This window comes from Acinetobacter sp. DL27, assembly GCF_055810995.1.
In genome coordinates, this window is record NZ_CM147947.1 from 1,998,027 (window position 1) to 2,020,047 (window position 22,021).

25 protein-coding genes are annotated in these 22,021 nt (G+C 40.3%); 4 read left to right on the forward strand and 21 right to left on the reverse strand.

Features of this window, described 5'->3' with window-relative positions:
• The first annotated feature begins 310 nt into the window (after nucleotides 1–310).
• Together AC0KVP_RS09705 and AC0KVP_RS09710 are read left to right on the forward strand one after the other, a co-directional pair.
• Nucleotides 311–628, forward strand: a complete 318-nt coding sequence (locus tag AC0KVP_RS09705; protein ID WP_183175037.1) for a hypothetical protein — start codon at nucleotides 311–313, stop codon at nucleotides 626–628.
• Between the two features lie 153 nt (nucleotides 629–781).
• Entirely contained in the window at nucleotides 782–1,246 is a 465-nt protein-coding gene (locus tag AC0KVP_RS09710) for a MarR family winged helix-turn-helix transcriptional regulator (protein WP_004696885.1), read from the forward strand.
• A gap of 5 nt (nucleotides 1,247–1,251) precedes the next feature.
• Here the strand turns inward: AC0KVP_RS09710 and AC0KVP_RS09715 are convergent, their stop codons facing one another.
• From AC0KVP_RS09715 to AC0KVP_RS09730, 4 genes are all read right to left on the reverse strand, one after another.
• Complete coding sequence (locus AC0KVP_RS09715) at nucleotides 1,252–1,914, reverse strand: SOS response-associated peptidase family protein (RefSeq protein WP_473336343.1); 663 nt, start codon at nucleotides 1,912–1,914, stop codon at nucleotides 1,252–1,254.
• A gap of 260 nt (nucleotides 1,915–2,174) precedes the next feature.
• Nucleotides 2,175–4,337: a malate synthase G gene (locus AC0KVP_RS09720; protein ID WP_473336345.1), complete on the reverse strand. Its 2,163-nt coding sequence runs from the start codon at nucleotides 4,335–4,337 to the stop codon at nucleotides 2,175–2,177.
• 362 nt (nucleotides 4,338–4,699) lie between these two features.
• Nucleotides 4,700–5,851, reverse strand: a complete 1,152-nt coding sequence (gene zapE, locus AC0KVP_RS09725) for a cell division protein ZapE (RefSeq protein ID WP_004696878.1) — start codon at nucleotides 5,849–5,851, stop codon at nucleotides 4,700–4,702.
• An 85-nt stretch (nucleotides 5,852–5,936) separates the two neighbouring features.
• Nucleotides 5,937–6,944: an AraC family transcriptional regulator gene (locus AC0KVP_RS09730; protein ID WP_473336347.1), complete on the reverse strand. Its 1,008-nt coding sequence runs from the start codon at nucleotides 6,942–6,944 to the stop codon at nucleotides 5,937–5,939.
• A gap of 148 nt (nucleotides 6,945–7,092) precedes the next feature.
• Here AC0KVP_RS09730 and AC0KVP_RS09735 point away from each other — a divergent pair, with 148 nt between their 5' ends.
• Both AC0KVP_RS09735 and AC0KVP_RS09740 read left to right on the forward strand, forming a co-directional pair.
• Nucleotides 7,093–8,598 (forward strand): flavin-containing monooxygenase, encoded by a 1,506-nt coding sequence (locus AC0KVP_RS09735; protein ID WP_473336349.1) that lies wholly within the window; start codon nucleotides 7,093–7,095, stop codon nucleotides 8,596–8,598.
• 45 nt (nucleotides 8,599–8,643) lie between these two features.
• Nucleotides 8,644–9,552: a LysO family transporter gene (locus AC0KVP_RS09740; protein WP_473336352.1), complete on the forward strand. Its 909-nt coding sequence runs from the start codon at nucleotides 8,644–8,646 to the stop codon at nucleotides 9,550–9,552.
• A 128-nt stretch (nucleotides 9,553–9,680) separates the two neighbouring features.
• On the opposite strand, the gene pyrF is transcribed toward AC0KVP_RS09740, so the two are convergent.
• The 17 genes from pyrF to AC0KVP_RS09825 all read right to left on the reverse strand — a co-directional run bounded on the left by pyrF (nucleotide 9,681) and on the right by AC0KVP_RS09825 (nucleotide 22,012).
• Nucleotides 9,681–10,361 (reverse strand): orotidine-5'-phosphate decarboxylase, encoded by a 681-nt coding sequence (gene pyrF / locus AC0KVP_RS09745; RefSeq protein ID WP_004984814.1) that lies wholly within the window; start codon nucleotides 10,359–10,361, stop codon nucleotides 9,681–9,683.
• 239 nt (nucleotides 10,362–10,600) lie between these two features.
• Nucleotides 10,601–10,966, reverse strand: coding sequence for a lipopolysaccharide assembly protein LapA domain-containing protein (locus AC0KVP_RS09750; protein WP_004696867.1), 366 nt, complete (start codon nucleotides 10,964–10,966; stop codon nucleotides 10,601–10,603).
• 17 nt (nucleotides 10,967–10,983) lie between these two features.
• Nucleotides 10,984–11,289: an integration host factor subunit beta gene (locus AC0KVP_RS09755; RefSeq protein ID WP_004696865.1), complete on the reverse strand. Its 306-nt coding sequence runs from the start codon at nucleotides 11,287–11,289 to the stop codon at nucleotides 10,984–10,986.
• Nucleotides 11,290–11,450: 161 nt separating this feature from the next.
• Nucleotides 11,451–13,127 carry a 30S ribosomal protein S1 gene (rpsA, locus tag AC0KVP_RS09760; protein WP_004696863.1) on the reverse strand — a complete coding sequence of 559 codons (1,677 nt, stop codon included), beginning with the start codon at nucleotides 13,125–13,127 and terminating at the stop codon, nucleotides 11,451–11,453.
• A gap of 113 nt (nucleotides 13,128–13,240) precedes the next feature.
• A complete protein-coding gene (gene cmk / locus AC0KVP_RS09765) occupies nucleotides 13,241–13,924 on the reverse strand; it encodes a (d)CMP kinase (protein ID WP_473336356.1) in 684 nt (227 codons plus the stop codon).
• Nucleotides 13,925–13,941: 17 nt separating this feature from the next.
• Nucleotides 13,942–14,373: an SRPBCC family protein gene (locus AC0KVP_RS09770; RefSeq protein ID WP_004696860.1), complete on the reverse strand. Its 432-nt coding sequence runs from the start codon at nucleotides 14,371–14,373 to the stop codon at nucleotides 13,942–13,944.
• Nucleotides 14,374–14,448: 75 nt separating this feature from the next.
• A complete protein-coding gene (gene tadA, locus AC0KVP_RS09775) occupies nucleotides 14,449–14,949 on the reverse strand; it encodes a tRNA adenosine(34) deaminase TadA (protein ID WP_332477366.1) in 501 nt (166 codons plus the stop codon).
• A 5-nt stretch (nucleotides 14,950–14,954) separates the two neighbouring features.
• The gene (locus AC0KVP_RS09780) at nucleotides 14,955–16,076 is read right to left on the reverse strand and encodes an enoyl-CoA hydratase/isomerase family protein (RefSeq protein WP_259233845.1); all 1,122 of its coding nucleotides are present in this window, start codon (nucleotides 16,074–16,076) and stop codon (nucleotides 14,955–14,957) included.
• Nucleotides 16,073–16,786, reverse strand: a complete 714-nt coding sequence (gene ung / locus AC0KVP_RS09785; protein ID WP_004696856.1) for a uracil-DNA glycosylase — start codon at nucleotides 16,784–16,786, stop codon at nucleotides 16,073–16,075. Before ung ends, AC0KVP_RS09780 begins: the two co-directional genes overlap by 4 nt.
• Before the next feature lie 41 nt (nucleotides 16,787–16,827).
• On the reverse strand, nucleotides 16,828–17,424 hold the full coding sequence (locus AC0KVP_RS09790; RefSeq protein WP_473336359.1) for a 6-pyruvoyl trahydropterin synthase family protein: 597 nt from the start codon (nucleotides 17,422–17,424) through the stop codon (nucleotides 16,828–16,830).
• 122 nt (nucleotides 17,425–17,546) lie between these two features.
• Nucleotides 17,547–18,497 carry a type II secretion system minor pseudopilin GspK gene (gene gspK, locus AC0KVP_RS09795; RefSeq protein WP_473336360.1) on the reverse strand — a complete coding sequence of 317 codons (951 nt, stop codon included), beginning with the start codon at nucleotides 18,495–18,497 and terminating at the stop codon, nucleotides 17,547–17,549.
• A gap of 78 nt (nucleotides 18,498–18,575) precedes the next feature.
• Nucleotides 18,576–19,196 (reverse strand): type II secretion system minor pseudopilin GspJ, encoded by a 621-nt coding sequence (gene gspJ / locus AC0KVP_RS09800; RefSeq protein WP_004984837.1) that lies wholly within the window; start codon nucleotides 19,194–19,196, stop codon nucleotides 18,576–18,578.
• Nucleotides 19,193–19,594 carry a type II secretion system minor pseudopilin GspI gene (gspI, locus tag AC0KVP_RS09805; protein ID WP_473336361.1) on the reverse strand — a complete coding sequence of 134 codons (402 nt, stop codon included), beginning with the start codon at nucleotides 19,592–19,594 and terminating at the stop codon, nucleotides 19,193–19,195. Before gspI ends, gspJ begins: the two co-directional genes overlap by 4 nt.
• Nucleotides 19,595–19,628: 34 nt before the next feature.
• The gene (locus AC0KVP_RS09810) at nucleotides 19,629–20,198 is read right to left on the reverse strand and encodes a prepilin-type N-terminal cleavage/methylation domain-containing protein (RefSeq protein ID WP_473336363.1); all 570 of its coding nucleotides are present in this window, start codon (nucleotides 20,196–20,198) and stop codon (nucleotides 19,629–19,631) included.
• Between the two features lie 12 nt (nucleotides 20,199–20,210).
• Nucleotides 20,211–20,825 carry a TetR/AcrR family transcriptional regulator gene (locus tag AC0KVP_RS09815; RefSeq protein WP_004696845.1) on the reverse strand — a complete coding sequence of 205 codons (615 nt, stop codon included), beginning with the start codon at nucleotides 20,823–20,825 and terminating at the stop codon, nucleotides 20,211–20,213.
• A 45-nt stretch (nucleotides 20,826–20,870) separates the two neighbouring features.
• Nucleotides 20,871–21,644, reverse strand: a complete 774-nt coding sequence (locus AC0KVP_RS09820) for a TatD family hydrolase (RefSeq protein WP_473336365.1) — start codon at nucleotides 21,642–21,644, stop codon at nucleotides 20,871–20,873.
• Nucleotides 21,645–21,670: 26 nt separating this feature from the next.
• Nucleotides 21,671–22,012, reverse strand: coding sequence for a PilZ domain-containing protein (locus AC0KVP_RS09825; protein ID WP_058869739.1), 342 nt, complete (start codon nucleotides 22,010–22,012; stop codon nucleotides 21,671–21,673).
• Nucleotides 22,013–22,021 lie beyond the last annotated feature (9 nt).

A 22,021-nucleotide genomic window follows, 5' to 3' on the forward strand; every position in this document is an offset into this window, starting at 1 on the left:
ATTGTCACATTCAATAAAGATTAGACGCGGCGGTCACTTTTTAGTTTTTCTAATTAAACGCACCTTAAAATAAACAACAAACAATTGTTTTTATTAAATTATTTATTTTAATAATAATTAAAAAACATCAATTTACTACATTTATGGCTCCTATGAATGACACTTTTTGTTAAAAACGCTAGTTCACAAATCCATTTTTTTCACTAAAATGAAACACGACCAGCATTATTGTAAAATTGGTCAGTTGCTCGAACCAAGGATGCACGGATTGATAGTCCGATCAAAATAATTGAAGACAGGATTCATCGCTATGAACAATGAAAAAGCATTGACCTTCAGTAAGACGTCAAAAATGCTTGCCAATACTAGCTATGAAGGCGCATATCTGCATTTAGACTCCTCATTTGATCAGCATCAAATTAAAGTTGTGGTTTCGCATAATAACCAAAAGTTTGAAATGCACTTGCCTATCGTTCTACAGGACGGTGTTCCCATGGCTAAACTCTCTTTAGATTCTCACCAGAATGCTGAAGTCGAAGATGAAGTTGTACAATTTGCACAAAGCATTGTGAGCTTCCATCAAGATAAAGACGGCTATACCCAGTCTCATCTAAACAGCCACGCTTAACTTTTCTTGATTACAGGCCAAGGTTATCTATTAACAAATTTCGTTTATGGTGATAAATCCAGTAATTTTTTATTGATAAGTGTATGAGCGTTCACATAAAATGTGTTCAAATGATCTATAAAATAAAAATACGATTCACGGGGAATCCCTCACATGACCAAAAAGTACAGTAAGTTCCTACCAGGTTCTGAAGATTTTTCTTTAGAAAGTTTTCCATTTTACTGGGTAACGCAAGTACATGCACAGTATGTACTCAATGTCGATCACGCTTTAAAAAAGTATGGTTTAGATAACTCACGTCGTCGTATTTTACTGGCTCTAGACTCAAAGCCACATGCCAGTGTTTCTGATTTATCTGACATGGTGGTCTCTAAAATGTCGACAACCACCAAAATTGTCTATCGTTTAAAAGATGAAGGATTGGTTGAAACTTATTCTTGTGAAGACGATGCACGCATCACCCGCGTCCTTCTCACTGAAAAAGGTGTTGAAATGACCAATAAGATTAATGATCTCACCAGTGTTGTACTTGAGCAATCATTTGAAGGCTTAACACCTTTGCAAATTGAAAAAATGATGGAAAGCTTAAAACACGTGTTTAAAAATTTAGCTCGCTAAACCGTTTAAAAGTCGAAAAAGTTGAGTTGGGGACTCACTTTTTCGACTTTTATTTTCGGCACATGTGAACATTCAAACTCTTCAACAGGAAAGCCTTGTACAAAAGATTGAATATTTGGTGATTTCCAACTGAGCCACTCCTCTAAGCGTTCATGTGGAATCACAATCACTGAGCGTTTCACATTCCCCGGCTCATGAAACTCCCGCATCATTGGGTGGTCTATAGCATCCATTGTAAGCATGGTGGCTGAACGGACTACCTCGCCTGCTATACGACAGATTTCATAAAGTGCAGCAACAAAAATAACCTGTCCATCCTGTCGTCTAACACCCCATTTCTGCGGCTTTTGTTCTATATATTTTGACTCATAAAATTCAAAAACTGGGATCACCCCAAACTGATATTTGGAAGTGGCCTCAATAAAACTGGCCTTTTGCAGAAGTGTCTCACTTCGAGCATTATAGGTTTTGCTTGCAATACTCTTATCTTCTGCCCATTTTGGTATTAAGCCAAAATGTACCTTTCGCCACTCAAAACCTATATTTGATTTGAACAATAAAGGCAGCTCATAACCAGGATAGACTTCTTCGACATAATCAAACGGAATTTCAGGTAGACCAAACTGTTGTACTTGAGCAAGGGTTAGAGGTTTAAAATTAGCGCACATGGATTTTCATCCAACTTGATGGTTAACAATAGTATGACGAGCTTTATATAATGAATTGTATAAGGCTTTTATCCGCAGCGTCTAGCTGAAATACTTGTTTAGCCCTATGCTTAAACCCATTCATAGCTCTAAGCAAGCGCCAATCTATAGATCACTATTACCCAAAATTAAATCAGTCTTATTGTTTTCCTCCATAGACATAGTGCGACTTATTTCAGCCAATAAAAAAGCCTCCGAAGAGGCTTTTTTAGCTTTACAGATTAGTCACCTGTATAACCTTTTAACTTCAAACGTGCAGCATGCAGAAGTGGCTCTGTATAACCTGATGGCTGCTCACCGCCTTTAAACACTAGGTCATACGCTGCTTTGTATGCATAACCATCGAAGCTTGGCGCCATAGGTGTGTAAAGCGGATCGTTTGCATTTTGCTCATCTACGATTTTCGCCATACGCTGCATCACTTCGTCAACTTGCGCTGCAGATACGATGCCATGACGCAACCAGTTTGCAACGTGTTGAGATGAAATCCGTAAAGTTGCACGGTCTTCCATTAAACCAACGTTGTTGATGTCTGGAACTTTCGAACAACCTACACCCAAGTCAACCCAACGCACAACATAACCCAAGATCCCTTGAAGGTTATTTTCAAGCTCTTTGGTTTTCTCTTCATCAGTCCAGTTGGTATCTGTCGCTAAAGGTGGTGTTAACAAATCATCTAATGATAAAGGCTGAGTATTCAATAATTCTTTTTGACGCTCAGACACGTTGCATTGGTGATAGTGAATCGCGTGAATAACAGCACCAGATGGAGATGGAACCCATGCACAGCTTGCGCCCGCTTCTGGATGTTCAATCTTAGTGTTGTACATGTCTAAAAGCATGTCTGGTTTTGGCCACATGCCTTTACCAATTTGCGCTTTACCACGTAATCCCGCTTGAAGACCGATCATTACATTACGGTTTTCATATGCAGGGAACCAAATTTGTGATTTCACTTCACCCTTACGAACAAATGGACCTGCTTCCATAAAGGTATGGATTTCATCACCTGTACGGTCCATGAAACCTGTGTTAATAAAGATCGTACGGTCTTTTGCTTGCGCAATACAGTTTTTCAAGTTTACAGATGTACGACGTTCTTCATCCATAATACCGATTTTTAAAGTTTTTGCAGGCAAGCCAAGCGCTTGTTCTGAACGCTCAAACAACTCAACAGCAAAAGCAACTTCTTCAGGACCATGCATTTTTGGTTTTACGATGTACATTGAACCTTTACGAGAGTTCTTGTTTTCGTTTTCACCTTTAATGTCTGCGAAAGACAATAGTGGAGTGATTAATGCATCCATAATCCCTTCGTAGATTTCAGCGCCATCTACAAGGATCGCAGGGTTGGTCATGAGGTGACCCACGTTACGAAGAAGCATCAATGAACGGCCATGAAGTTTCGTTTCACCACCAATCAAATTTTTGTGCGTACGGTCTTTATTCAAAGTACGCGTAACGGTTTTACCATTTTTCTCGATAGACTCTGAAAGTGTACCTTTCATCAAACCTAACCAGTTACGGTAGCCTTCAACTTTCTCTTCTGCATCTACAGCAGCGATCGAATCTTCTAAGTCTTGAATTGTGGTTAAAGCAGACTCAAGTACTAAATCTTTTACGCCAGCCGCATCTGTTTTACCAATTGGGCTGTTTGCATCAACTTCAATCACAACGTGTAAGCCATTGTTTAAAAGTACGATTTCTGTTGGTGCAGATTCTTCGCCATTGAAACCCACAAATTGTGCTTCTTTAGCCAAAGTCGATGTTGAACCGTCTTTTAACGTCACAACTAACTTTTTGCTTTCAACTGCATATTTTGTCGCATCAGCATGCGAACCATTTGCTAATGGGAAGGTTTCATTTAAGAAGTTTTTAGCAAATGCAATAACTTTGTCACCACGTACAGGGTTATAGCCTTTACCTTTTTCCGCGCCACCGTCTTCAGGGATCACGTCAAAACCGTAAAGTGCGTCATATAAAGAGCCCCAACGTGCGTTTGCAGCATTTAAGCAGTAACGTGCATTACGCACAGGTACCACCAATTGCGCACCAGCCAATAATGCAATTTCTTCATCTACATTTTCTGTGCTGATTTGGAAATCTTCTACTTCTGGTACTAAGTAGCCAATTTCAGTAAGGAAAGCTTTGTAAGCTCCAAGTTCAAATTTGTTGTTGCGGTGCCATTCATCGATCTTCGCTTGAATGTCGTCACGCTTAGCCAATAGTGCTTTGTTCTTTGGGCTAAGATCGACAACGACTTGTTCAAAGTTTTTCCAGTAAGTTTCACTGTCCAAACCTGAACCTGGAAGTGCTTCATTTTCGATGAAATCGTAAAGTTCTTTAGCAATCGCTAACTTGCCTTTTTGAATACGTGCAGTCATTGTCTTTCCTGATATTGCTACTTTTTATACAAGAGATTCTAGTATACCGATTTAAACTTGGCTGAATAGTAATATCACCGTGCGAAATAGTGATCATTTTTTATTTAATAAAGTATACAAACTACCAAATAAAATACTGCTCAAGGCACAAGCATTATCAATTTACAAAATGCTCTTTAGTAGTTTATTAAGTTTTTGAAATGCCGAAATTAGACTTAAGTGCAGTTTTGTATATTTTTTACACTTAAAACCAATATTCTCCCTATTTTCAATCCTGATTAAGCCATGATTATTCAAAAAAGTCGATAAATTAATCGATGAAAATGCACATAAAAAAAGCACCCTTTTGGGTGCTTATATTTTTAAATTTCTTCTTGTTGTTTACTTGCTTCAGCTTGTATTTGTCGATGCGCTTCATTCAAGTAATCATCTGATTGCATTTCCAATAAACGTGAACGCGTGCGTTCAATTTCAAAGGCTAATTTATCACCAGAGTACAAATCAATAATTGTATCTTCTGAGGTTAAAATCAGTTTTACCCCACGGTCATAAAACTCATCGACCAGATAAATAAAACGACGCGTCCCTTCAGAAAGATAATCGGTCAAATGCGGAACATTACTCACCAACACCGTATTATAAATATTTGCAATTTCGATAAAGTCAGCAGGACTACGTGGTTTTAAACACAGCTCTGAATACTCACACCATAAAACATCTTCAGTATGCCCGACCGTTTCTACAATACGATTATTAATAATAATCGGCTCATCTGAAATGGTTTGAGTTTGGGTCAATGCGCTAAAACGCTGTGCGATCCAACGTTGGTGCTCATGTGTTAAAGGAGATTTAAAGAGTTGCGCTTGCTTTAAAACACGCAAACGATAGTCCACGCCTGCATCTACATTTAAAATCACACACTGCTGCTTCACCATTTCAATGGTTGGAATGAAACGATCACGGTGAATACCGTTTTTATACAAACCATCTGGCGCAATGTTTGAGGTTGCCACCAAGGTAATGCCACGTGCAAAAAGCTTTTGGAACAAATCACTAAGAATCATGGCATCCGTCACATTCGAGACGAAGAACTCATCGAAACAAATGACCACTGCTTCTTTATAAATTTGATCCGCAACCGCATCTAAAGGGTTACGCTGACCTGAAAGCTTGTTGAGCTCACGATGTACATGTTGCATAAAATGGTGAAAGTGCATCCGTGTTTTACGACGAAATGGAATTGAGTCATAAAACTGATCCATCAACCATGTTTTACCACGGCCTACACCACCCCACATATATACACCACGGGGAGAAGTTTGACGACGGAAACGACGGAATGCTTTTTTAGATGCCTTAAAACGTTGAATTAATTCATGCCAAACGCGATCCAACTCATGAACGGCCTGAGCTTGTGCCTCATCAGACATGAACTGTCCGGATGCTAAGGCTTGCGCATAGCGCTCTGCAGGAGATAAAGGACTGAATGCGGTAGGTGAATTAAAATCTGACATATCATTTAATACTGTTTTTAGGCTATATCAATTATAGCGGAGTGGAAAAGTTAATATATAACACTTTGGCATAATTATGCTTAGGCTATTTCCCATATTGTCGTGGACTGTAACCAAACCACCGTTTAAATGCATGATTAAAGGCTGCAGGCTCCGAGTAACCCAATAACTCTGCAATCATTTCAATGGAGTATTCCTGATATTCCATCAAATGTAGTGCACGGTCTTTCATTAATTGCTCACGAATTTGTTTATAACTGCTATTTAACTGTTGCAACTGATGTCTTAAGGTTCGCTCTGGCAAATTCAACGCTTGCGCGGTTTCAGCCATGGTCGGCAGTAAACCTCGTTGCAACTCCAAATAATCCTGCACCCGCTGAATCAAGCTCGGTTGCTCTGCCGTTTCTTCCAAACGTTGTAATTCCGCCTGACATTTGCCTGCATAAACGTTAAATGTCATCAAATCTGCTGAAGGAATTGGTACATTTAAAACCCATTCGTCAAACCAAAATTCAGCTTGCTGCGTACCAAAACTCACTTGTTGACCATAAACCTGCTGATAGAGCGCCAGTTTTTTCGCATCTTCAGGTCGTGCAACAGGTAAAGTAATTCGAATCCCAGGCATTTCCAGCCCAATCATCTTATAAATATCTTGTAAAAACTTATAGGTTCCCGCTATCTCAGAATGTGCACGCAACTGTCCCACAGACGTTTGTAGGTCTCGCGGTAGATAACATAGTGCGACTTGATCATTTTGTTTTTTCAAACCCAATAAGCCACTCAAATGCGTCAAACTTTGATAGCGAATACCCTGTTCTAACGCGGTATGTGTCGTTGGACTGGTCATCAACAACATCAATAAAGGGCCATATCCTGCCAAAACATAATGCTGACCAATGAACAAGCCTTGCTCAGGCTCAATATCCTCTGCAATGATTTTCAAAATATCCCACTCTAGAGCAGGATGAATGATCGCATTCGGATCAAGCGACTCCACACGTAAGCCAATGCTTTGTAACTTTTGATCGACTGCGACTCCTGCTTTACGCATTCCTTGAATCAAATACATCAAGCCAAGTACAGAACGTTTCATAATCAATTAAAAGCAAAATATTGGCCTATGTTTTACTACAGCCACCTAGCGTACAACAATTGCCGAATCTATCAATTTTCTTGTCAGGGCTATCATAGACCTTCTGGATAGTTGCTCTACAATAAAGTAAAACAAAAAGGAAAAACAAATGCAGGCAGCAAATTCAACACCCCCGCAGGTAAAAATCGCCATTATTGGTGCAGGCTTTGGTGGTTTAGCGATGGCTATTCGCCTTTTGCAAAATAATATTCGTGATTTTGTCATTTTGGAAAAAGCCAGTGAAATAGGTGGCACATGGCGTGAAAACCAATATCCGGGCGCTGCTTGTGATGTACAGTCACATCTCTACTCCTTGTCTTTTTCACCCAAGACCGACTGGTCTAAACGTTATGCTGAAGCACCTGAAATTTATCAATACATGCAAACACTTACCGCTGAGCATCAATTGCAGCCTTATATCCGCTTTCACACCGAAGTCAGTGCTGCACATTACTTAGATAATCAGTGTTTATGGCAACTCACCCTCAATCAAAATGAAACTCTGACCGCTCAATTTGTCATTTTCGCATCTGGTCCGTTGCATGTACCGCAAATTCCGCATATTGCGGGTATCGAGAAGTTTAAAGGCAAAGTTTTCCATTCATCACAGTGGGATCATAACTATGACCTCAGCAATAAAAATGTTGCCTCTATTGGCACTGGGGGTAGCGCGATTCAATATATTCCTGAAATTGCAGAAAAAGTGAAGCAACTCTACGTACTACAAAGGACAGCTGCATGGGTTATTCCTCGGGATGAACGTCGTTATTTACCCATTGAGAAAAGACTGTTTCATCGATTTGATTGGTTTCGAAAAATTCATCGAGCTCGTCTGTATTGGACAAATGAATCTCGTGTAGTTCCCATTATGAAACCACAGGTCATGAAATATGCACAAAAACTAGCAGAAGCGTATATTCACCATCAAGTCAAAGACCCTGAAACTGCAGATAAGCTGATTCCCAACTATATTATGGGTTGTAAACGCATCTTGGTCTCCAACAAATATTATCCAAGCTTTAACCGTAAAAATGTGGAGTTGGTTACCAATGATATTTTGGAATTAACTGAGGACAGTATCATCACCAAAGATGGAAAAAAGCGTCCGATTGATTGCCTCATCTATGGCACAGGTTTTGTGACTGACCCACGTATTTATCTTAAATCCTTTAGCTGTACAGGGCTGAATCATGTTGAGCTTACAGACGCGTGGAAAGATGGAGCCGAAAGCTTCTATGGAATTAGCACCAAAGGCTTCCCAAACTTATTTCAGCTTTTAGGGCCCAATACAGTCTTAGGTCATAACTCGGTTATTTTTATGATTGAGTCACAAGTCAATTACATTTTACAGCTCATCGAGATGGCAGAAAAAACCCAATCTCAAGCAATCGTTGTGAAAGCAGATATTCAAGATCAATTTAATCAGCATTTACAAAGTCAATTTACAGATACCATTTGGCAATCTGGCTGCGTCAGTTGGTATCAACAAGCGGACGGGAAAAATTTCTCTTTATGGCCTAGCTATACATGGAAGTATTGGCTAAAAACACGAAAAGCCAATCCTGCGGACTATCGTTTTTTAAATTCTAAGCAAGATAGTCAAGCAATAAATTAAGATCGCGGTCATAATAAGTTAGTATTTTTTCACACTTTATTTGACATGCAATCGTTTTGGTTGATTTTTCAGCTTCTTATTTGTTTAGCACTTGGATTTGTTTTGGCGCGTCGTTTACCCAAATGGCTTGAACGACTTGCCTTTCAAATCCTGCCCTATTTTACTTATATTCTCTTAATCGCAATTGCGATTGAGTTTTCAACGACGTTGCATAGCATTGCCGAACCTTGGCAGATACTCAATCATGCAGCGCTTTTAGCAGTTATGACCAGTATCGGTGCTTTTGTCTGTTGTTACATATTATTTAAACTTTTGGGCTACCAACCCAGTCATGGCAAAGTGTCCATGAGCATTGTGAGCAAATCATTAATCAATATCAGTTATGCATTTATCGCACTGGCCTTGGGTTATGGTTTGGCAGAGCTATCTTCAATTTTCGGCTATACGCTTCATATCAGTACATGGAACTTGTTACTGGTTTTCATGTTCCTGATTGGGCTTGATTTAGCCTATTCGCCACTAGATCGCTCATGGTTGAACTGGCAAATCCTGCTCGTTCCACTTGGTTGTATTCTGGGTTCAATTATCGGGGCGTTTGTAACGGCCTATTTTGTGCCGAGCATTCAACTAAAAGACTTGATTATGTTATCTCAAGGTTATGGTTTCTACTCTATGACTGGCATTGTGGTCACAGAGTTAAAGAATGCACATTTAGGCAGTATTGCACTGATGAATGATTTGTTCAGAGAAATCTTTGCGATTGTGTTTATGTACATCATTGGCTGGCGTTACCCTCGCTCTGCGATTTCATCTGCAGGCGCTACAGCAATGGATGTCACACTGCCAATGGTCAAACAAGCCTGTGGGAATGACTTTATTCCACATGCCATGGTGAGCGGTTTCATTCTGTCAGTTTTGGCACCAATTGTCGTCAGCGTATTGGCTGCACTATAAAGCGTAGCGCTCTATTCGATGCCGTCTTTTTATTTTGCTATTTCCACGTAAATTACAAACAATTTTTAAAAAAATTTAATCCATAAAAAAAGCCTTTCGAAAGAAAGGCTTTTTAAATTTCTAGTCGCTTAAAGCGTCGCTAAAATATCTTTGAGCATCTGACACGGGTTTGCAGACTGCGTAATTGGTCGACCAATCACTAGATGTGTTGCACCGTCTAACATTGCTTGTTTTGGCGTTACAATACGCTTTTGGTCATCCGCACTTGAACCCTCAGGGCGAATGCCCGGCGTCACCAAAGCAAACTCTGAACCCAAAGCCTCACGCAACATTTTTGCTTCTTGCGCTGAACATACCACACCATCTAAACCACTGTCTTTAGTCAATTTTGCTAAACGTTTGACTTGTTCAAATGGTTCAATATCCAGACCAATATCGGCTAAATCTTCACGGCCCATCGAGGTTAATACCGTTACTGCAATCAGTTGAGTGTTATAATTACCCGCCTTTAAGCGCTCAACGCAAGTTTCCATCATTTTACGGCCACCTGAAGCATGGACGTTTACCATCCAAACCCCCATATCTGCAGCAGCACATACCGCTTGCGCAGTCGTATTTGGAATATCGTGAAATTTTAGATCTAAAAAGACTTCAAAGCCTTCACCATGTAAAGCTTTAACAATAGATGAGCCTTCATGGGTAAATAATTCTTTACCGACTTTTACACGGCATAATTGAGGGTCTAATTGCCCAGCAATCGTCATTGCGTCATAATGACTTTTTGCATCTAAGGCAACAATAATACTCATGGGGAGACCCTTCAAACTCACAAAATTATGGCATTATACGGATTAAGCCTAAAACGACCAAGACTATTTTTCTAAAAACTATTTAAAATTCAAACTAAGTTCTTTATTCATATACTTTTTATATAGTTATCAATATTTTAAATCACAATAAAAAACGCCTTTGGCTATATATCCAAAGGCGTTTAAATCAAACTTGCTTCAATACTTGGTAAGATAAAAACCTTAATTCATATTGTGGCTTAAAGCGGTGTAGATGGACGATCATTAGGATTGATATCTAACACCGTTTTCTCATGTCTTGTATGTGCTGCAGCTTCAGCAGCAGCCAGCTGAGCGGATTGAATCTGCTCTTTACGAAGGTGATCAATGTCTTTACGTAGTCGCTTAATTTCCCAACCTTTCTGGAATACACGAAATACCTGAACACCAATTAACAAACCCAACACAATTCCTAAAGCCATTGTTAATAATAACAATAGACCTAAACGCATTGCTGGAACCTGTATAAACAACAGATCAACGGTTAGCTCAGTTCCGTTTTGTAGTACCAAAGCTAGGCAGTAGCCAAACAGTACAATTAATAATGCGAATAATACGTAACGCATAAGCACCCCAATAAATTTTATTCGCCTGCAGTCTCGTTTACTGCATCACGTAATGCTTTACCTGGTTTGAAATGTGGAACAGCTTTAGCAGCCACTTCTACCGACTTACCCGTTTTAGGATTACGCCCAACACGAGGCTCACGGTGATGGAGTGCAAAACTACCAAAACCACGAATTTCAATACGATTATCTGAAGACAAAGATGCAATCATTTGATCAATCATAATCTTAACAGCTTCTTCCACTAATGGCTCTGCTAAGTGCGGGTTTTTAAGAGAAATACGCTCTATTAAGTCAGACTTATTAAGTGCTTCAGTAGTCATCTGCGACCTCTTTAATTATCAAGCTACCTTGTAGATAGATTGATAATAACCTGTTTAAATACAAAACGGTAGCGTAATAAGTGAATACTACGCTACCGTTTATTGTATTTGTGTAAAAAGTATTAGTTAACTTACATTAACAATACAATTCAAACATCTACTTAGTTGCCCATTTGAGCTTTGATCAAATCACCAATAGTCTTAGGACCATTGTCTTGACCAGTAGTTGCTGTCTTCAAGTTAGCAACTGCTTCTTTCTCTTCAGCTTCGTCTTTCGCTTTGATAGACAAGTTGATAGAGCGAGATTTACGATCTACGTTGATGATTTTCGCTTCAACTTCTTGACCAACTTCAAGGAACTTAGTTGCATCTTCAACGCGGTCGCGGTTGATTTCAGATGCTTTAAGAGTCGCTTCAACTTCGTCAGCTAACTTAAGTGTTGCGCCACGAGCGTCAACAGCAGTTACAGTACCTTTTACAAGTGCACCGCGTTCGTTAGCAGCTAAGAAATCGTTGAACGGATCGCTGTTCATTTGCTTAATGCCAAGGCTGATACGGTTGCCTTCAGCGTCTACAGACAAGATAACCGCTTCAACTGTGTCACCCTTCTTGTAACGACGGATAGCTTCTTCGCCTTGTTCGTTCCAAGAAATGTCAGACAAGTGAACTAGACCATCGATACCGCCTGGTAAACCGATGAAGATACCGAAGTCAGTGATTGACTTGATAGTACCTGAAACTTTTTCACCTTTGTCGTGGTTCTTAGCAAACTCTTCCCATGGGTTAGCACGAGTTTGTTTGATACCAAGAGAAATACGACGACGCTCTTCGTCAACTTCAAGAACCATAACATCAACTTCATCACCAATCTGAACAACTTTAGATGGGTGGATGTTTTTGTTCGTGTGGTCCATTTCAGAAACGTGTACTAAACCTTCAACGCCTTCAGCGATTTCTGCGAAACAGCCGTAGTCAGTTAAGTTAGTTACGCGAGCTTTAACGATTGAACCTTTAGGGTAACGGTTCATGATCGCTAACCATGGATCTTCGCCTAATTGCTTAAGACCTAAAGATACGCGGTTACGTTCTTTGTCAAACTTAAGTACTTTAACAGTAACTTCTTGACCAACTTCAACAACTTCTGATGGGTGCTTGATACGCTTCCAAGCCATGTCAGTGATGTGAAGAAGACCATCAATACCGCCAAGGTCAACGAATGCGCCGTAGTCAGTAAGATTTTTGATAGTACCAGTAACTGTTTGACCTTCTTCAAGCTGAGCAAGAAGAGCTTCACGGTCAGCTGAAGATTCAGCTTCCATAACAGCACGACGAGATACAACAACGTTGTTACGTTTAGCATCAAGTTTGATTACTTTAAATTCTAACTCTTTACCTTCTAAGTGAGTAGTATCACGAATAGGACGAGTATCAACTAAAGAACCTGGAAGGAACGCACGAACTGGACCGATGTCAACAGTGAAACCGCCTTTAACTTTACCAGAGATAACACCAGTAACGATTTCGCCGTCTTCAAAGATTTTTTCAAGTTTAGTCCAAGTTTCAGCACGTTTCGCTTTTTCACGTGATAAAACTGTTTGACCCATGCCGTTGTCAAGCGCTTCAACAACAACATCAACAGTGTCGCCAACTTGAACTTCAAGTTCGCGTTGTTCATTTAAGAATTCAGCGCGGTCAACAATACCTTCTGATTTAAGGCCAGTGTCAACTGTTACCCAATCAGAATCGATGTTTACTACAACGCCTTGGATGACAGCACCCTTTTCAACGTTGAGGTTTAATTCGCTTTCTTCAAAGAGGGCTGCAAAAGATTCGGTCATGATATACCTGATAAAGTCAGCGGTCTTGGATCAGACAAGGCCGGTTTAGTTAAGCGTCTACATAGTCCATATTGAACTGATCAAGCTATGCTTCTGCTGAATATAAAAATTCGTTAGATTGCTAATTGCTTATCGATATAAGCCGTCATGAGCTGAAACACCTCATCAACGTTCAGTTCTGAACTATCAATGATGTAAGCATCAGCCGCTGGTCTGAGCGGAGCAACTTCTCGCTCCATGTCACGTTTATCACGCGCCTCAATATTAGCTAAAATATCGTTTATTTTAGCATCCAGCCCCATACCCTGCAACTGCTTTACTCTGCGTTCAGCACGAGATTGGGCTGAAGCGGTTAAATAAATCTTGGCTTGGGCCTCTGGAAAGATGGATGTTGCCATGTCTCGGCCATCTGCAACCAAGCCCGGTGCTTGTGCAAAAGCATGTTGGCGATCGACCAGCGCAGCTCTAAGCTCAGGAATTGTTGCAACTTTTGATGCAAACTCACCAACTCGTTCAGTTCGAATGGTTTGACTAACATCTTCACCATTGAGCAAGACTTGTGTGCCTTGTGCAGAACTTAAAAATTGTATGTCTAAATGTTTAGCAATTTCGACACACTGACTCAGTTCGCCTGACAAAGCATCCAACAAATCCTGTTGATGCAATGACAGGCCCAACAAGCGATATAACGCTCCCGAATCAAGTAAATGAAATTGATAATGAGCTGCTATTTTCGCAGCCAGTGTGCCCTTACCCGAACCACTTGGACCATCAATTGTGATTATTTGAACTGTCATTGCTTACCCAAAGTTTGTTATACAGATTTAGCGAGTTTTGAAAAACCTAGTTTAATCGCAGATTTAAGCTGTGCAAGGATTAATTTACTTACAAAAGGTGCACGTGCCTGTAATTCAATCGTATAGGTCACTAAAGTTTTATTCGAGTCAATCGGCTCAAATTCAATGATACCCAAATGATGTTTGATGAGTGGATTTTTAATAATCTTGTATTCAATGCGCTCATTCACATTCATTAATGTGATTTGCTCTTGCAGTGGCTTAATTGGACCAAAACCCATACGACGTACAGAACCAAGTCCATCTGGACGTTCTGGATCTGCTGAATCTTTCACTCGCACCACTTGAACTGGTGCAAAAGCAACGTTATAGGTCGAGTGCTTAGAAAGTAAATCAAACACCTGCTCTACGGGTGCATTAAATTCTTTTTTAATCTGAATATTATTCATGGTGGTTCCAACGCCTTATTTGACAATAATTATTGTCATTTCATTTTACATGAAATTATTATTTTACGAATGGATTCATCCCTTTTCTTGTAGACGGGATAGTCGCTTTTGTTCGCGGCGCATTTTAAAAAAGTGACTGAGCTGCTGTGAGCATTGCTCATGTAAACAACCTGACTCAACCAAGAACTGATGATTGTAATAGCCCGTTTCAAATAATTTACGTGCACTTATAAGAGAGCCCGCTTTCGGCTCTGTCGCACCAAATACCACTTTTGAAACGCGTGCATGTACTAAAGCGCCCACGCACATGGTACAAGGCTCAAGCGTTACATACATGACCGCATCATCAGGTAAACGATAGTTTTGTATATTTTGACAGGCATCGCGCAGCGCTTGAACCTCAGCATGTGCGGTAGGGTCATTTAGCGTAATAGGCGCATTAAAGCCCGAACCAATAATTTTATTTTGACTCACAATGACCGCCCCAACTGGGACTTCACCTTTTGACGCTGCAATAGCAGCCTGCTCTAAAGCAAGCTGCATCCATTCACTATCTGTTTTTAAAACATCAGTCATAAAGATTAGATTACATCGTAATGTTTAAGGAGTTCATTCCAGCTTTCAATACTCGTTGTTGGTGGATTACCAGCGAAAATACCCTTTAAGCTATTACTAGCCCCTTGTTTCCATGCTGGTGACAAGTCTTTATCTACTAAACGCGCACGCACACCCTCAACAAAGTCTGCATGACGAATTTTCCAGTCCGAAATTTGCGTTTCAAGCTCAAACACTTCATTCCAAGAATGAACCTGCTTACCCCACTGCCATAACAACCATGTTAATGCAGCAGTTGTTGGTGAGCCTTTTTGCAAGTTTTCACTGGCTTGACGAAGCCAATCACTACGTGCATCACTTAAACCAACAATAGCATCATAATCATGCTCGAAGTTCACACCACGACACACACTATGAATGACATCCAAAGAGTTCTGCAATGGACCTGGACCTACCGGACGATGCATACTGTTTAATGTGTCATCAATGGCTCTAAAATCACCCGCAGGATAATGGTTCCAGTCAATATTGATGACTTTCTCAAGTACCGTATTACGCTGCGCATCACAGATGTGTGTTGCCCAACCAATACCATATGCACCCGCAGCCGTCATGATTGAACCCGTTAAGCCTGTGAACAAACCAATCGCCCCACGATCCGCCAAGAAACGCGTTGCACCCACATCTGGGTACAAACCAATATTAATTTCAGGCATCGCTAAACGTGAATGCGGTGTCACCAAACGGAATGGCGCTGCCATAAACAGACCTAAACCACCGCCCATGACATAACCTTCACCCCAGACCAAGACAGGCTTAGCATAGTTGTGTAGTAATAAATCTAAAGCATATTCTTGCTCAAAGAACTGATTGGCTGTTTCAACTTCATCGTTAATAACCAGTTGACGAAGTTTACGTACATCACCACCCGCACAGAATGCTTTTGGTGTGGTTGAATCCAACCAAATGGCTTTTACTGCGTCATCACTATGAAAATCTTGAAACACTTCAAATAAAGCTGAAACAATCGTTTCATCTAAAGCGTGAAGTGATTTTGGTCTATTTAGACGAACAATGCGCCAACCATTTTTTGCTTCTTCTACAATCAAATCTGGATGGTAGTTTTTAGAAACGGGAGAATATGTCATGCGTCCAGCTGCCAATCTATAGGCTCAATGCCATGTTGTTTAAGATAATTATTGGATTTTGAAAAAACTTTACAACCGAAGAATCCACCACGGTTTGCTGCCAAAGGTGACGGATGCGCCGCCTTTAACACCAAATGCTTTTCTTGATCAATCCGTTGTCCTTTCCGCTGCGCATATGCTCCCCAAAGAATAAAAACAATATGCTCGCGCTGTTCATTTAAAACATCAATCACGTGATCGGTAAAGTCTTCCCAACCTTGTTTTTGATGTGATGTGGGTTGACCAGCTTCAACGGTTAATACACTGTTTAACAGCAAAACTCCTTGCTGCGCCCACCGAGTTAAATCCCCATGTTTAGGAATATCAATTCCTAAATCTTTATTTAACTCATGGAAAATATTACGTAAAGATGGTGGTAAAGCAAGCCCCTTTTGCACAGAGAAACTGAGCCCATGTGCTTGATTCGGTCCATGATATGGGTCTTGTCCGAGTATTACCACTTTTACATTCGCCAAAGGCGTCGTATTAAATGCATTAAAAATCAGCGCATTTGGCGGATAAATCACTTTATTCGCTTTTATTTCCGTAACAAGAAACTGCTTTAACGCATCCATCTTAGTACTAAGCAAAAAGTCACTTAATCCATGTTTCCAACTGGCATCCAGCTGAATTTTATCAAGCTTGGTTTGCTGTTGTTCTGTTAAAGACATACTTGCGCCTTATTCCCTTACTGTATATTCCGTGACAAATTTCACAGTTTGACTTGCAATTCTACATTCGGATTGTGAAATTGGATACCTTCTTTTAATTTGGTATACATTTCAGTGTCCGTCCATTCCGCTTGGATTTGTTCTGAAAACTCGATCTGGCTTAAATCTAAAAGCCCCATCTGTACATTTTCAATATCTTCAATAAAACTCTGCGCATAGCCCGTATCGGTCTCATGCACAATCACCGAGTACACCTCTACATCGCCTTCACCGTTTTGAGTCACGGTCGATGCGAGTACTTGTTGTGCAAGATAAAAGAAAATACGTGAAAATTGTTCAGCCGATGGCGAAACAGGTAGCGACACCCAACGTGCACTAAATGTTTTACATGCTTGGATATATTCTGGATCATCGTTTTGCCAAAAACAAATCGCATGATCAAAAGCGTCATAAAGGTCTTTAATCACCCCTTTCAGCAAGCCAAAGTCATAAACCATTTGACCATGATCTAATTTCGATGCTTTGAGGAATAATTCAACTTTATAACTATGACCATGAATAGAGCGTTTACAACGATCCGATGTACAGTTGCGTACAATATGGGCATTTTCAAACTTAAATAACTTACGAATTAACATATGCCGTAATGCAATCAAACTTTCTGAGAATTGACTTTAATTATAAAGCAAAAGTAAACCTATGCTCATTTATTTTATTGTTCAATCCAATTGGTAAATCATATCAGCCTTACATTTAGCCTTTAAAAAGGTGACATACTCCGATAAGCCACATATGCCGCTTGATCTTTTCGCACCAAATCACTACTAAACTGACGCTTACGCTCACTCAGCAACACTTCAATTCTCGCTTTAAAATAGTTCGATTGTACCCCGAGAAAATCATTAACAGCAGCCCGCTGAGCCTCGTCCACTTGCTTAAACAGATCAACCTCCCACAGTTCATTAACATTGGAAAAATGCTCCAAATTGGCCCGTCTTTGCTTTTGTAAATTTTGAATAGCAGATACATCCAACTTAGGATCAATGCTGGCCAGCACCAGCGCAGGTGCAGTATTTACATTCACCTTTAATTCATTACTCGGTAAAGCACTCACATAAGGTGCAATCAGTTGATAATTACGCCCCTCAAACCCACGCACCAACTTCAACTGTTCAACATTATAAAAAGCACGATTTGGCGCCAAATACCCCTGAGCTAAACTTTGATAATAAGCAGATTCAGCACCCATCGGCCCACTGACTTCATCATCTTCATCTTGCCAATCAATCACTGCTTCTGAAAGTTGCGCAGGCAACCCAACACGTACTAATAGCTTTTCAAACCAAAGTTTTGCAGCCTCATTCGGCTTTTTATCCGACTTAACTAAAGCATTTAAATTAAATTTTCCTGACTCATCTTCTAAACGCCCAGAAACAAAACCATCTTCCACTGGGAAAGCAGGCATGGGCTTCGCCCACGTTTCTTGTAGATGATCGACCTCTGCTGCATTTTGAGCATCATCCACCAACAGCTCAGAAAAAAAAGCTTCAGCACTTTTTGCGTATAACAGAGCTTGGTTTTGTCGCATTAAATAAGCCGTACTCTCTGCGGTATTGCGCTGATGTTTCGCAATCGTAGCCGCAAGGATGGTTGCTAAAGCCACCATCACCAAAATGGTGATCAATGCAATGCCATGCTGAGAGCGCTTCAAAACATCCACCTATTTACAACGAAGACATTTAAGGAAAAATGGTTTTGCATAGAGTCCGTGAGTTTCATATCCTGCAACTTAATTTTTTTGTTTTAAAAAGTCGGTATTTAACAAACTAAACACCCATTCATAACTCACTTCATTGACAGTGAGGTTTATTTTTAAACCGCGCGGTAGTATCTTTGCCTGAGTTACATCATTTTCACTCAATGCCACCTCAGGCCATTGTGCCATTTCATTGGGATTGAGTAACATAATTTGAAATTGATCAACTGAATCAAGTAAAACACTGGTTTCAGGTTGATCATTACCGGTTTGATTTAAATTTTTATATTTATAACGGTACAGTTTTTTTTCATCTGCTTTATAAATATATTCAACTCGCTCTTCAGGCGGTATGCCTTGCATCAAAGGATCAGTCACGCCAGTTTTACTAAAGGTTAACTGACCATTTTGCAACATGACTGCGGGTTGAACCTGCCCTGCAACATTGGCAGTAATTGGAACAATTTGCACCGTGTCACGTAACACTTGCTGATATGCTTCTTGTAGCTGACCTAAGCGTTGTTCATGTTGGGTATTTCGCTCTTTAATCTTGATCAGATAATCAAAAACCTTCCAACCCAGAGCTGAAAGCACAGCAAAAATCGCGATTGCCACCAATAACTCAACCAAAGTAAAGCCTGAGCGTTTTGTCATGGTTGGGTTCCATCACGATGGTTGAAAAAAACTAAACTCGTAACACCCGAATCTACTTTTCCAGTTTCTGTATTCACCAAGCTCACTTGTACATTGACGCGTTGCACATTAGTACTAATCGTTGCCTGCGCTGATTTATCAATTTGCCAAGTTTCACCTTGTTGGGTGATTTGTTTAGAGGCCGTGCCTTGTAGCCAATCACGATTGATTTCCATCATCGAAATTTCATTCAAGGCAACAAATTGTGCCTTGGTACGCAAGATGGCGTGGGCTGTAGACTGAGTATATTGCATACCCACTTTGGTTAAAGCGACCGCTGCTGTAGCAAAAATAGCCAGTGCCACCATCACTTCCAGCAATGTAAATCCTGAGTGAGGATTAATGAAATAATGTTTCATCCGAGCGCAAGCTGGCAGACTATTCTTTAAATCTTTAGCTCGCATTTATTTTACCCAAATGATCAATTTCAATTTCTGCACCCACAGGCTCATTGGCATAATAAAATTGAATACGAACAGGTTTGGCTTCACCATTCCCCAACCAAATCAGTTTAGGCGCATTCTCTTGGGTTAAATCCTCGTTTCGGGCTTGGGAAACATCATAGTCTAAGGATTGCACAGCAAAAGAAACATTTTTAGCTAACACTTGCTGCGGGAACTCATTATATTTTTGCCATTTTTGATGATTCAGCATTGCATTATTTTGCTGTTCTGTGGGTATGGTAAATTGAGGATTTTTATATTCAACAACAGCATAAGAAAAATCAGCCACATCGGTCGCAGGATGAACTTCTAGTGCCAAAACACGTGCTTGATCATTTGCCTCACGTGCAATTTTCTGTACATCCATGATAAAAAAATCACGGGCTTGCGCTGCTTTACGTTGATCGACCCCATTGATATTCAACATCACCAATGACGCCATAATGGCCATAATAACAATAACCACCATCAATTCAACCAGTGTAAATCCTTGAATCCTTGAAGGTGGTTTCTGTTTCATACATCCTATCCGCTAAGCAAGATATCCTGCTGCGCCCGTTTGTTTAGGCATCGCCAGAGCTTGGTCAATGTAGGCCACGCGCAAAGTATCACGCGAACCCAAATACCGTTGATAAAAACTAGAGTTCAAAATCGCAGCGGCACCATGCGTCAAAGACCAAATCGATGCCAAATAATCACGTACTGTCATTTGACTCTCGATCGACTCCAAATACCGCTCGGTCATACGGATAATTAAACGTAGACGTTGCTTTCGAATTTGATAAAGTTCAGTAAATAAATGATAGATCCCAACACCCGTGGTCGATAGTCGCTCTTCTATTTGATGAAACAACACCGTGCGTTCAGGATGATGCAAATGATGTAACATAAAAAAAGCTAGATGTTCAGGGAACTGTTTATCTGTATCTTTAATCATTTCAAGCAACATTTGCTCATTACGAATAATGAGCAACATATAGAGTTCATCTTTACTTTGAAAATGCTTATAAAGCGTACCTTTTGCTAGATCTAATTCTGCAGCCAATGCATCAAGGGTCATCCCTGCTTCGCCATTTTCTAAAAGCAACTGTTCAGCCACTTGGAAAATTAACGCTTCTCTTGCTCGAAACTGAGCCTGACGATCCATTTTCACCCTAGTACTCTCTTATACGCTTTTATCGTTTCAATTTATTTACTTCATGTTGAGAAGGTTTTCAAAGTTCTGTGTTGTGATGAAAGCCATCTCTTCCAAGGACTTATCATATACATCTGCCAAGGCTTTGGCTACATAAGGAACGTACTTTGGCTCATTAGACTTTCCTCTATATGGCATCGGTGCCAAATAAGGACTATCCGTCTCAATTAATAAGCGATCTAAAGGAACTTGCTTCGCTACATCACGCAGGTCTTGCGCATTTTTAAAAGATACAATCCCTGAAAATGACACATAATAACCGCAGTCTAAGACAGCTTTGGCGGTTTCCCAGTCTTCTGTAAAGCAATGCAAAATTCCATGGGTCGATTTTTCAGCACGAATAATATCGACAGTATCGTGCTTGGCAGAACGGGTATGCACAACAACTGGTTTTTTTACGGCTTGTGAAGCATGAATATGTCGTGCAAAACAGTCTTTTTGCTCAGCAATGAAATCTGCACTATGAAAATAATCAAGCCCAGTCTCACCAATTGCCCAAACTTTTTCAGGCTGCGCCAACTCAATTAAATAGTCTGTGGTCGCACGAGCCATGGTTTCAGGATCTTCACAAGGATGCACCCCGACGCTATAGCCCACATCGTCATGCCGTGCCGCAATTTTTGCTAGCTCAATATAATCATCAAGATCAACCGAGATACTCATAAAGCGATGAACGCCCGCTGCACGTGCTTGCGCTAATGCTAAATCCAAATCCCCATCATAAGGGGTTAAATCTAGCATGGTTAAATGGCAATGCGTATCTACAAACACAGGCGTTTCCTACTTCATATACTTAATTACATAGTGTAACTAGTTCGCCCTTCAGACTTAAGACCTGCAAGCAACTTTTCCGCTTCTGATTTGTAATAAACCCCTTTCTCCCCAGAAAGTTGAATACCAAATCCTTGGAGTTTGATTCCATTTTGCTTTTGTGAAATCCAAATCACTTTACCTGTTAGAGGAATTTTCTGTGCTTGCTCTGGCAATGTTGCCAAAACAAAGACTTCTTCTCCCATTTTTACAGGTTGCTTGGATGGAATAAATAAACCGCCACCAACCACAAAGGGCATGTAGCTTGCATATAACGTTGCTTTATCTGGAATATTGGCTTGAATGATTCCGCCCATACGTGGTTGCATAAAATTCCC